Here is a 12171-nt window from a genome sequence, read left to right as displayed (position 1 = left end):
GTTCAGAAGCCTCCGTAATTGACGGCAACAGCCTTGCCGGACTGCGCGGCCTCGCGCACGGCAAGGGCGACCGCCAGCGACTTGACCCCGTCGACACCATCGGCAGAAGGACGCCCCTTGCCGTTGACCGCATCGGCAAAGAGGCCGAGCGCGCGGTGGTAGAGGTTATGCTTGTCGTAGGAGATCTCGTGTTCGCCATCCGCATCGACCAGACGAACCGCTCCGACAGGTTCCTGGGTCATGACGTTGCGGGCGAAGATCGACCCATCCGTGCCGTGAAACTCGATGCCGGTTCCCGCAAATTTATGCGTGAAGCTTTCATGCGACTGCACCATGGCACCCGACGGCATCGACCAGACGGACATCACGCTGTCCTCGACCCCTTCTCCGAGGCCTGAGGCTGCTGCCTTGGCAACGACTTCCTGCGGGTCTTCACCCAGGTGGAAGCGGATGGTGTCCGCGTCATGCACGGTGATATCGGGAATGACGCCGCCACCGGCGGACGCATCGTTGATGCGCCAGCCGCGCAACGCGTCCGGCAGGTTGACCGCATGGAAGACGCGTGCGCTCAACACCTTGCCGATGCGGCCGGAAGCGATCAGCTCGCGGATGGCCAGATGAGACCCGGCATTGCGCAAATGATGATTGGTCGCAAAGACCACACCCTTGCCGGCGGCAGTGCGAACCATTTCACCGGCCTCATCCAGGTTCATGGCCAGCGGTTTTTCGCACAGCACATGCTTTCCGGCAGCGATCGCGGCCAGCGCCTGCGCATGGTGCTTTTCGTTGGTGGTGGAAATATAGACCGCGTCGACACTGTCATCCGCAAGGAGCGCATCCAGATCCGTGAAGCTGTCGGCAATACCATGCTCACGGGCATACGCCTCGCCGCGGGCCGCATCCGAACTCAGGACGGACTGGATGTCGGCATTCTGCGAGCGTATCGCATCGATCATATAACTCGACGCAATTCGGCTTGCACCGATAAGGGCCCAACGCATCCATTCCTCCCGAATAACTCTTAATTTTGGAACGTTCCAATTTCTTGATCGGAACAATTACTGGAACGTTCCAAATGAGTCAAGAGTGGAATTTTGCAAGGAGGTGAAATTGGAGAGACAGACGAGATCGATGATCGGGTTGGACAACATTCCGCAATACGTTCGCATTGCTCAAAGTCTCCAGACATCTCCGCCTTATCAACGGCTTAAGGCAGCTAGGCTCTCGCCGGCTCAGCACTGCATCAGAAATTGCCCCCACTTCACAACACCCCCCTGCGTCACCCCGGGCGAGCATCGCGAGACCCGGGGCCCACTCATTTCCAGAGCGTTCGCAAGGTGCAGCAACCATCAAGACGATGACATCGGCTTCAGCAAGCGGCTTCGCGAGTAGGCCCCGGATCTGCGCTTCGCTTGTCCGGGGTGACTCAGGTAGTGAGGTGGTTCCGAATACGATGAACTTGGAAACGTTCCGCAGATGGATGGTCGGCACCTCAGGAAACGACCTCGATGCGCGGAGTGATTTCCCCGGCTTCTTCCACGTCTTGCGGAAACCGCAATTCGACGGTCGTGCCCTTGCCCGGCTCGGAGAAGATATTTGCCGTGCCGCCGCTTTGGCGAACGAAGCCATAGACGACAGCGAGGCCCAGCCCCGCGCCGCCCTCGCTGGTCTTGGTGGTGAAATAGGGCTCGAAGGCCTTGTCGACCTCCTCCCGGCTCATGCCGATGCCCGTGTCCCGGACAGCGACCACGACCGCGTCCCCGTTTGAAAATGTGGCAACCTGCACTTCGCCGCCGTCGGGCATCGCCGCTGCCGAATTCAGGCAGAGATTGAGTACCGATTGCTCGAACAGTTCCGGATCCAGCACCAGCGGTGGCAAGCTGTCGTCCAGATCCAGTTTCAGACTGCATTTCTCGCCGATGGCAATTTCCAGAATGTCCGCCATGCCGCGCAGCAACGAGGACATACCGATGCGACTGAGGTTGGCAGGCTGCTGACGGCCGATGGTCAACATGCTGCTGGCAAGCGATCGACCTCGATCCGCCGCCTTGCGAATGCGGGCAATGTTGCGGGCTTGGCGATCGCTGAAGCCGCCGTCCCGCTCCAGCAGTCCGAGGCTTCCGGTAATGATGCCGATGGTGTTGCCCACCTCATGGCTGAGCTGATGCGTCAGGCGCATGATGCCGTCAAGCCTCTGGGCCTTGGCCGCCTCCGTCTCCTGCCGGTCCAGCAAGGTCACATCCCGGGCGAGCAGCACGACACCGTCATCGCTTTGCCGCGACAGCGAGATTTCCGTCACCGACCCGTTCTCGGAACGATGACGCACGGAAAAGGGTGCGCTCAGGGGTCTGCCGTCGGGCGCACCCGGAAGCAGTTCGGTCCGGATTTCCGGGACCGGCTCCAGAAACTGGACAAGAGGCAGCTTGCGGGCAGCACCCTTGTGACCCAGCAATTCGATGACCCGCCGGTTCATGGTGACCGGTTTGCCGGCAGCATCGAAGATGGCAATGCCCTCATTCATGCTGCGGAAGGTAGAACGGATCGTCCTGGCAGCGGCCTCCGCCGTGCGCCGCAGACGTGTGACCCGGTCAACGCTTTCCTTGAAAGCGAGAAAGGCCTGCTGCAGGTTCAGAAGCTCGGTTTCATCCCCCTGATAGACGGGCGGGCCGACATCCTTCTGCCCCTTGGCAAGGGCGTTCATGCCGCTGGACAGCGAAACGATGCCTTTCGATACCCGGATGACCGAACGGATCGACATCACTGCCATGGTCAACACCAGCAGTGAAGCCACGGCAACGATCACCAGAAGCTGCTGCAGGGTGGCCGAGGTCGACTGGAAATCCCGGTTGAGAGTTTCCGTCACGATGCCCGACTGGGTTTCCGTCGCAAGGGACAGCTCCCGCGCCACCGTGTGCAGTCTGGCAATTGCGCTGCGCACGGCGAACATTTCCAGGAGATAGCTGGTCTGTGCCTCGAAAACCCGCTCATAGGGCCTGAGGTCCGACGGCGGCAATGAGGCCGCGGCAGGCTCCGCCACATAGCGCCGCTTCAACTCGCCAAGCTGAAACAGGCTGCCCGCACTCGACACGGAATGCACGATGGCATTGAGACGCTGGCGAGGTTCCTTCTGGCTGGCCGTGTCGGCAACGGCGATCATGCCGAGCGCGGAGGAGACTTCTTCTTTGTAGTGCTGGGCGGTTTCGGCCTTGGCAGACAGCGCGAGCGTCTGCGCACGGATCTGCCCGAGAAGTTCGAAGATTCGTGTGTTGGCAGCCCGGTAGGTCTCCTTGCCCGGCGGATAGTCAGGAAGCGAACTCAACAACTGGTCGACCTGCTCCACCAGCAGCCGGCTCTTGCCAGAGACGGTGTAGGGCGAGGTCGCATTCATCAGGAAAGGCGCACTGGAGACGAGGTCAGACACCTGCCTGGAGACCAGCGCGGCATCAGCCAGACTAGTGAAGGCCTGCAGCCCGTAAGCGGCGGTTTCCTCACGCGCCTTCAAAAGCCCGTAGATCGCGATGGCCGACAGCGTGAAGGCGACGGCGCAGATCAGCGCGATGGCGGCAGGCAGCCTGAAGGCAATGGAAGAAAGAACCGGCCGACTGATCATTTAAGGTGCATGGGCGGGATCCTGATGCAGGATATAGCCCTTCCCCCGGCGGGTCTTGATATGTTGCGGCAGATCCGGGTTTCGCTCGATCTTGCGGCGAAGCCGCAGGACCAGAACATCGACGTTGCGATCGATCAGCCGGTCTGTTTCCGCGCCCAGCTGTTCCAGGATCTTGGTCCGGCTCACCGGTTCGTTCGGCGTCGATGCCAGGATCTCCAGCAGGGAAAATTCCGACGACGTCAGCGTCCGGGTCGGGTGAGACGTGCAGACGGCCTTGCGATTGACGAGATCGATCACCCAGTCGCCCAGAAGCAGCGCGGTCGGCTCGTGCTGAACGCTGATGGTGTCCTTGTCGCTGCCGCGCAGGGACGGATGCATCCGCCGGAGCACCGCCTTGATCCGGGCGGTGAGTTCAATCGGCTCGAACGGCTTGACCACATAATCGTCGGCGGCGGTTTCAAGGCCAAGCACCCGCTCTGCGGCGCTACCGGCGGCCGTCACCATGACAATGCCGATATCGGTCTGCGACCGCAGCTTCTGCGCAAACACCCGGCCGGACATGCCCGGCAGGTTATGATCGACCAGAACCAGATGAAAGGCATGCTCCGGCAGGATCCGCGCAGCTTCTTCCGCCGAGCGCGCGGCAACCGGCGACCAGCCTTCGGCTTCCAGAAGATCCGATATCAGTTCCGCCATATCCTGATCGTCCTCCACGATCAGGATCTTGATGCCTTCGTTCAGCAAACCTATGTCCTCCCGAGTGACATCATATGCATAGAGCCGTATTATGCAAAGCCTTGGTTTTTCAATTGCTTGTCACATTTGTAAGGCTTGTAATATTTGTAACTCTTTTCTTTTGCCAGCGAAACAACAGTAACCAATCTCCTGTTGCGAACACTGCCTCTTCTGCCATGGTAATAGCTGTCCGGGGCCTGGTTCCGGACTGGGAGGAAACATGAAATTCATCGCGTCACTCGGAGCGGGTGCGGCCGTATGGCTGTCGCTGTCGCTCAACGCTGCTTCGGCGCAGGACCTGAATGTCCTGTGTGCCGTGCAGGTCGAGTGGTGCCAGATGATGGAGGCTGTCTTCGAGGAAAAGACCGGCCTTGATGTTTCCATGGAACGCAGAAGCACCGGCGAGATCCTCGACAGGGTCCGGGCCGAGCGCAACGCACCAAAGATCGACGTTTGGTGGGGCGGCACCGGTGACACCCACCTGCAGGCTGCAGGCGAAGACCTGCTTGAACCCTATCAGCCGAAAAACTTCGAGGACACGCTGCCCTGGGCGCAGAATTTCTTTCTGATGTCAGGCGGCAAGGCGGCAGGCATTTATGCGGGCGCACTCGGGTTTGGCTACAATTCCGAATTTCTGGCTGAGCATGGCGTTGCCGCTCCGTCCTGCTGGAAAGACCTGACCGCACCGCGGTACAAGGGCCTTGTTCAGATGCCCAATCCGAATTCCTCGGGAACCGCCTATACGATGCTGGCAACGCTCGTCCAGCTGCTGGGGGAAGACGAGGCTTTCGAATATCTGGCGGCGCTTGCGAAAAACATCGACCGGTTCACCACTTCGGGTGCAGCACCGGTTCAGGCAGCCGCCCGTGGTGAGACAGGCATCGGCATCTCCTTCATCCACGACGCGGTGACGCAGAAACTCGCCGGCGCGCCCATGGTCATCGTCGCTCCTTGCGAAGGCACCGGCTACGAGATCGGCGCCGTCAGCATCGTCAAGGGCGCCAGGAACCCCGAGGCTGCACGCCAGTTCGTCGATTTTGCGCTGAGCCCGGAAGGACAGGAAACCTGCGCGGCCTCGGGACAGAACCAGATACCCGCAAACGCGAAAGCGTCGCTGCCACCGGCAGCCCCCGATATTTCACTCATTCGCATGGTTGACTACGACTTCGCCACCTTCGGTTCACCTGACCAGAGGCGAAGACTGCTCGATCGTTTCGACAAGGAGGTGCTGCAGACGGCAACCCCTGTAGCCACCCAGTAAAGGACGAGATTGACCCTTCGCCAGCGAAGGAAAAATCCGGAGTTCGTCATTTGAAATTCGACCGGCAACGGACCCGTGGAGGCGGATCCGAACGGGCAAGCTTTGCCTCATGCCGGTCAACACATCAGCCCCGGGCTGAAACAAACGCCTGCCCGTCCGGGCAGGTAACAGGCTGAAAGCCAAAAGTGGAGGAAACCATGTCTTTGAAATCACTTTCCGTCGCACTGCTTGCAACGGCAGCAACCTACTCGGTTGCTCCGGCCATGGCAGCGGGCGACCTCAATGTCATCTGTTCGGCGGATGTCGTGATCTGTGAACAGCTGCAGGGCGACTTCGAAGCCAAGCATGACATCAAGGTCAACATGGTGCGCCTGTCGTCAGGCGAAAGCTACGCAAAGATCCGCGCCGAATCCCGCAATCCGAAGACCGATATCTGGTGGGGCGGCACCGGCGACCCGCATCTTCAGGCAGCTTCTGAAAACCTGACCCAGGAATACAAGTCGGAAAAGCTCGCAGACCTTCATGAGTGGGCTCAGAAACAGGCGGAAAGCTCCGGCTTCAAGACCGTTGGCGTTTATGCCGGCGCTCTCGGCTGGGGTTACAACACCGAAATCTTCAAGGACAAGGGCCTTGCCGAACCCGCCTGCTGGGCAGACCTCCTGAAACCTGAGCTGAAAGCTGAAATCCAGGTCGCCAACCCGAATTCTTCCGGCACCGCCTATACAGCGCTTGCTTCCCTGGTTCAGATCATGGGCGAAGATGAGGCCTTCGACTATCTGAAGGAACTCAACAACAACGTGTCCCAGTACACCAAGTCGGGTTCTGCACCGGTGAAGGCCGCTGCACGCGGCGAAACCGGCCTCGGTATCGTCTTCATGCATGACGCCATTGCACAGGCTGCTTCCGGCTTCCCGGTCAAGGCAATCGCACCGTGCGAAGGTACCGGTTATGAAATCGGCTCCATGTCCATCGTCAAGGGTGCCCGCAACCTCGACAATGCGAAGGTCTGGTACGACTGGGCCCTGTCCCCGGAAGTTCAGTCCCGCATGAAAGAGGCAAAGTCCTTCCAGCTGCCGTCCAACAAGGCTGCCGAAGTTCCGCCGGAAGCACCGAAGTTCGAAGATATCAAGCTGATCGACTACGACTTCACCACCTACGGCAACCCGGATACCCGCAAGAGCCTCCTGGAGCGTTGGGACCGTGAGATTGGCGCTATCGCCAACTGACCCCAACACCCGAAGAAGTCCGCACACGGCTGCCTAAAAGCCGGGTGCGGGCTTCGCCCGGACAGACTGCGCAGCAAGGCGGACGTACGTTCGCTGAAAGCTGCCGCCACAAGCATCTGCACATTGATGGCAGTGCCACGGCACGTCCGCACTTCCGGCCGGCTTCACCAGCGCATCGCAATAGCCATGCGGCGGGGCACGATCGTTATTGAAAAACCATAAATACAGGGGTGGCCATGCTGAGTGGCAACAAACGGCTGAACGCTCTACTCGGGCTGGGGATCGGCGCCTTTCTGATCGTACCCTGGTACAGGGTCGAACGCGGCTTCTTTTCCTTTGAGTGGCCATCGGACTTTCCGTTCTCATCCGATCTCGCGCCCGGTCTTCTGCAGATCTTCGCGGAAGGTCGCGTGTGGCTTGTGCTGGCACTGGCCCTCTTCCTGATCGGCGGCAGCGCTCACTTCATGGCCGATGCCAACAAGCGCGGCCGATTGCTCGTCGTCACCGGCACCATCGGCATTCTGTACATGGCGCTTCAGGGCCTTGCGATCAGCTTCACAGGTTGGGCCTGGACCTTTCCCGAAACCGCCTTCGGAGCCTTACCGCTTGGCCAGCCCGCCATGGGAGCAGGTGCCATCCTCACCTCGCTGATCTTCGTTCTCTTCATAGCCTTCGGTCTTGCCGAGCGGGGCTTCATGAAGGGCGATGCCTTTGTCGTCGGATCGATCTCCATCCTGATCTTCCTGGTGACGGTATTCATCTTTTATCCCATTGGCTCGATGTTCGCCGGCTCGGTGCAGGATTTCGACGGCTCCTTCAAGCCGGACGGCTTCATCCGCAACATGCAGGATCCCGCGATCTGGAGCCTGGACTGTGTCATCGGCGGCAATCGCTGCGGCGTCGCATGGCGCACGCTGTTCCTTGCGGTGATGACTGGCCTCGGCTCGACCATCCTCGGCCTCGCCTTCGCACTGGTCGCCACACGCACGCGCTTTCCCTTCAAGAAAGGCCTGCGGCTTCTGACCGTCCTGCCGATCATCACCCCGCCCTTCGTGATCGGCCTAGCACTCACCTTGCTGTTCGGCCGCTCCGGCGTCGTTACCGAAGCGCTCGACACGCTGTTCGGCATCGAACCAAGCCGTTGGCTCTACGGGCTGACGGGCATCTGGATTGCGCAGGTCCTGTCCTTCACGCCAATTTCCTTCCTCGTCCTGATCGGTGTTGTCGAAGGTGTCAGCCCATCGATGGAAGAAGCCTCGCAAACGCTGCGGGCCGACCGCTGGCGCACGTTCTGGCGCGTCTCTCTGCCGTTGATGAAACCCGGCCTTGCCAACGCTTTCCTGATCGGCTTCATCGAAAGCATGGCCGATTTCGGCAATCCGCTGGTGCTTGGCGGCAGCCATGGCGTGCTCTCGACCGAAATCTTCTTTGCCGTCGTCGGCTCGCAGGTCGACCCGTCCCGCGCCGCCGTGCTCGCGATCATCCTGCTCAGCTTCACACTGACCGCGTTCCTTGCGCAGCGTCTGTGGCTGTCGGGCAAGAACTTCGCAACCGTCACCGGCAAGGGCGACAGCGGTGCCCATGCGGGCCTGCCGAAGAGCCTTTCTGTCACCGTCTATGGCATCGTTCTTCCCTGGATGGGCTTCACCATCGTCGTCTACGGCATGATCCTGTTCGGCGGCTTCGTGAAAACCTGGGGTCTCGACAATTCCCTGACGCTGGAACACTACGCCAGGGCGTTCTCGGTCACCTTCCAGGATGGCGCTCTCGTGTGGACCGGCGTTGCCTGGAACTCCTTCTGGACGACCATGGAAATCGCCCTGATCTCCGCCCCCCTGACGGCGGCAGTCGGCCTGCTGACGGCCTATATCATCGTGCGGCAGAAATTCGCCGGCAAGAACGCCTTCGAATTTGCCCTCATGATGAGCTTCGCCATTCCCGGCACCGTCATCGGCATCAGCTACATCATGGCCTTCAACCTGCCGCCCATCGAGATGACCGGCTCGGCCCTGATCCTGGTTGCCTGCTTTGTCTTCCGGAACATGCCCGTTGGCGTGCGCGGCGGCATTGCCGCCATGAGCCAGCTCGACAAGAGCCTGGACGAAGCTTCGCTGACGCTTCGGGCCAACAGCGCCCGGACCCTGCGCAGGGTGATCCTGCCGCTGTTGCGGCCGGCCATCACCGCCGCGCTGGTCTATTCCTTCGTCCGGGCAATCACATCCATCAGTGCGGTCATCTTCCTGGTCAGCGCGGAATACAACATGGCGACCTCCTACATCGTCGGCCTCGTCGAAAACGGCGAATACGGCATCGCCATCGCCTATTCCTCCATGCTGATCTTCGTGATGATCACGGTCATTGCGGGCTTCCAGCTGCTGGTCGGCGAACGCCGCCTGCGCCGGGAAAACCGCGTCTCCGGCATGGCCAAATCCAATAAAATCCGTATCGCGCAGGAGAAAACTGCATGACTGACCTCAAACCCGGCTCCGTCGTTTTTGAAAACGTCCGCAAGGACTTCGGCACCTTCACCGCCATTCCGGACCTGTCGATCACCATCGAACCCGGCACTCTGGTGACCCTGCTCGGCCCCTCCGGCTGCGGCAAGACGACCACCTTGCGCATGCTGGCAGGTCTCGAACACCCGAGCGCGGGCAGGATCCTGATCGGCGGACGGGACGTCACCATGGTTCCGGCACATGAACGCGACGTCTCCATGGTGTTCCAGTCCTATGCACTCTTCCCGCACATGAACGCGCTCGACAATGTGGCCTACGGCCTGGAATCCTCCGGATACAAAAAACGTGAGGCGCGCGAGCGGGCGGAAGAAGGCCTTGCCCAGGTCGGTCTTGGGGGCATGGGTCACCGCCTGCCGGCAGAGCTTTCCGGTGGTCAGCAGCAGCGCGTCGCGGTCGCTCGTGCTCTGGTGCTGAACCCTCAGGTGCTTCTGCTGGACGAACCCCTGTCCAACCTTGATGCCCGGCTGCGCCGGCGCGTCAGGACGGAAATCCGCGAGTTGCAGCAGCGGCTCGGTTTCACCGCCGTCTACGTCACCCACGACCAGGACGAAGCACTTGCAGTGTCCGACAGGATCGTGGTCATGAAAGACGGCAAGATCGCCCAGGAGGGCGCTCCGCGCGAACTCTACGAAGAACCCGTTTCAGAGTTCATCGCAGACTTCATGGGCGAGGCGAATGTCGTTACCTGTGAAATCGTCGGGCGTGAAGGCGACGAAACACTGATCGATGTCGGTGGTTTGCAGCACCGGCTGCGCGCCCGCCAGACCGCCAACGGCAAGGCCAAGCTGGCGGTACGGCCCGGCTCGGTCGTGCTGAACCCGGAAGGCGCTTCCGGCCTTGGCGGAGAGATCCTGACCGCGGCCTATCTCGGTGATCATGTCGAATATGAAATCGAGACCCAGGTCGGAAACTTCTTCGTCATCGATCATTCGGTCGAAAGGTCGTTTTCCCCCCACACAGCCGTTTCCCTCGGCTTCCGCAACCGCGGGCTCGCCCTGATTGAGGCATGAGATGACACTGGTTACTGAAGACATGTCCCCATCGACCGATGCGCTGACAGCAAGGTTCGCCGTAGCTCGGGAAATCGCCGAAGAAGCCGGTTCCCTGGCACTGGACTATTTTCGGCGGCGCAAGGACCTCACCATAGAGATCAAGGGCGGCCTGCAGGATGTCGTTTCGATCGCCGACAAGAACGTTGAAACCCTCATCCGCGACAGGCTGCACACCTCCTTTCCCGAAGACGGCATCCTGGGTGAGGAACACGGTGTCGAACAGGGCAGCAGCGGGTTCACCTGGGTGGTTGATCCGATCGACGGCACCTCCGCCTTCGTTCACGGTCTGCCGAGCTGGTGTGTTTCGATCGCCCTTCTCAACGACACGGATCTGGTCATGGGTGTTATCCGCGTGCCTTGCGACGACGAGAGCTTCGCAGCCGTCAAGGGCGGCGGCGCAACGCTTAACGGCGAACCCCTCCGGCTTGATTCATCCAGGACCCTGCAAAACAGCCTGACCGGGATCGGCGCCAACCACGCCGTGCCAGCGGAAATGATCGGCGCGCTTATCGCCGGTCTGATGGCGCGTGGCGGCAACTACATCCGCACCGGATCGGGCGCGCAGATGCTGGCCTCCGTGGCCGCAGGCAGGCTCGCCGGTTTCTACGAACCGTCCATGCATGCCTGGGATTGCCTTGCCGGCTATTGCCTGGTCGCCGAAGCCGGCGGCAGCTACCGCCCCTTCCCGGTGGCGGGGGATGCCATCCTGGACGGTGGTCCGGTTCTCGCGGCCGGTCCGGGAACGTTTGAGGATCTGTCAGCTCTGGCAACGGAGTGCGAGCGTTTCCTGAAAAGCTGACGTTTCAGGGAAATCCTGCAAACATCTCCAAAGGCGTGTCTCGGAAGAGGTACGCCTTCTTTTCATTCAGGACCTTTTGAACGACCTCAAAACATCACGCGCAGCAATTTTCCGGTCGATTTTTCAAACTCGAGCCATTCCGGGCGAACCTCTGTCAGAACATCGATTTCCGCCCAACCACAGCCTGAAAGCGGAACGCAGACGGCCCGGCGCCCGGGGCTGTCCGTTTGCTCGTCCGCATTCAGCAGCAAGAACTTCTGGCCGAGTGCATCCGTTGCCGCAGCCGTCTTGTCCGCAGACAGGTAAAGCGGCGCAGCGGGGTTTGCAGCTATCATGTAATCAGGCTTCGCCTCTACTTCCGGCGGCCCGAAGCCGACAAGATAGCGAGTGGCGTTTTCGAAGATACGGACATCCTTGCGTTCCAGGTCTTCTGCAATACGCTCGATGGCGTTGAGCGCGGCCCAATCGCAATTGCCGCCACACTCTTCTCCGCTGGCGCGGGCAAACTCCGGCACATCCCGGTTTATTGCCGCCAGCAGTTCTGCAGACGTCCGAGGCAGACCAAAGGCAGCAAGATGCTGTGCCGCATCTTCGCGTGTCTGGTTTGCACCTATTGCGGAAAAGCTCTCCAGAACGGCCATCCGCTGCAGCAATCCAGAAGAAATCCGACCGTCATGAAGAAAACTTCCGGCGGTGTTTCCCTCTGCATCAAAGACCAGGACCCGATCGACAGCCAGAACGATGTTGCCACCTTTCGGAAAAGGCAGACGGTCACCGTTTGCCAAGATCAAACGTCTTTGACCGCCGCCCTCTGACAGCTTCATCTGGAGACCGCCGAACTCGACCGCACCCGTGATGGGGGAAGGCAACGTGTCCGCAGCGGCGCCGCCCGCGAGAAGGCAGGGGCCCACAACGGCCAGAAGTCCCCAAGTTCTTGCGAAGATACCTATCGCGTGTCCCTCTCTCATATTC

At 60.6% G+C, this 12171-nt stretch carries 9 protein-coding genes; 5 read left to right on the top strand and 4 right to left on the bottom strand.

Annotated features, from left to right (window positions below):
• Positions 1 to 2: 2 nt before the first annotated feature.
• The 3 genes from B0E33_RS14625 to B0E33_RS14615 form a co-directional block, all read right to left on the bottom strand.
• On the bottom strand, positions 3 to 1001 hold the full coding sequence (locus tag B0E33_RS14625; RefSeq protein WP_077291599.1) for a Gfo/Idh/MocA family protein: 999 nt from the start codon (positions 999 to 1001) through the stop codon (positions 3 to 5).
• A 491-nt stretch (positions 1002 to 1492) separates the two neighbouring features.
• On the bottom strand, positions 1493 to 3610 hold the full coding sequence (locus B0E33_RS14620) for a sensor histidine kinase (RefSeq protein WP_077291598.1): 2118 nt from the start codon (positions 3608 to 3610) through the stop codon (positions 1493 to 1495).
• On the bottom strand, positions 3611 to 4354 hold the full coding sequence (locus tag B0E33_RS14615) for a response regulator transcription factor (protein ID WP_023002928.1): 744 nt from the start codon (positions 4352 to 4354) through the stop codon (positions 3611 to 3613). It lies immediately after the preceding gene.
• A 211-nt stretch (positions 4355 to 4565) separates the two neighbouring features.
• Between B0E33_RS14615 and B0E33_RS14610 the strand changes: the two genes are divergently transcribed.
• The 5 genes from B0E33_RS14610 to B0E33_RS14590 all read left to right on the top strand — a co-directional run bounded on the left by B0E33_RS14610 (position 4566) and on the right by B0E33_RS14590 (position 11199).
• A complete protein-coding gene (locus tag B0E33_RS14610; RefSeq protein ID WP_077291597.1) occupies positions 4566 to 5606 on the top strand; it encodes an ABC transporter substrate-binding protein in 1041 nt (346 codons plus the stop codon).
• Between the two features lie 197 nt (positions 5607 to 5803).
• Positions 5804 to 6832, top strand: a complete 1029-nt coding sequence (locus B0E33_RS14605) for an ABC transporter substrate-binding protein (RefSeq protein WP_031270233.1) — start codon at positions 5804 to 5806, stop codon at positions 6830 to 6832.
• A gap of 236 nt (positions 6833 to 7068) precedes the next feature.
• The gene (locus tag B0E33_RS14600) at positions 7069 to 9300 is read left to right on the top strand and encodes an ABC transporter permease (protein ID WP_077291596.1); all 2232 of its coding nucleotides are present in this window, start codon (positions 7069 to 7071) and stop codon (positions 9298 to 9300) included.
• A complete protein-coding gene (locus B0E33_RS14595) occupies positions 9297 to 10358 on the top strand; it encodes an ABC transporter ATP-binding protein (protein WP_077291595.1) in 1062 nt (353 codons plus the stop codon). The genes B0E33_RS14600 and B0E33_RS14595 overlap by 4 nt, the downstream gene beginning before the upstream one ends.
• 1 nt (position 10359) lies before the next feature.
• The gene (locus B0E33_RS14590; RefSeq protein WP_077291594.1) at positions 10360 to 11199 is read left to right on the top strand and encodes an inositol monophosphatase family protein; all 840 of its coding nucleotides are present in this window, start codon (positions 10360 to 10362) and stop codon (positions 11197 to 11199) included.
• An 86-nt stretch (positions 11200 to 11285) separates the two neighbouring features.
• Here the strand turns inward: B0E33_RS14590 and B0E33_RS14585 are convergent, their stop codons facing one another.
• Complete coding sequence (locus B0E33_RS14585) at positions 11286 to 12167, bottom strand: hypothetical protein (protein WP_156912405.1); 882 nt, start codon at positions 12165 to 12167, stop codon at positions 11286 to 11288.
• Between the last annotated feature and the right edge of the window lie 4 nt (positions 12168 to 12171).

It is taken from the genome of Roseibium algicola (assembly GCF_001999245.1).
GTDB lineage: Bacteria > Pseudomonadota > Alphaproteobacteria > Rhizobiales > Stappiaceae > Roseibium > Roseibium algicola.
The sequence above is the reverse complement of the archived record's forward strand: the minus strand, read 5'-3'. Positions and strand labels throughout refer to the sequence as shown.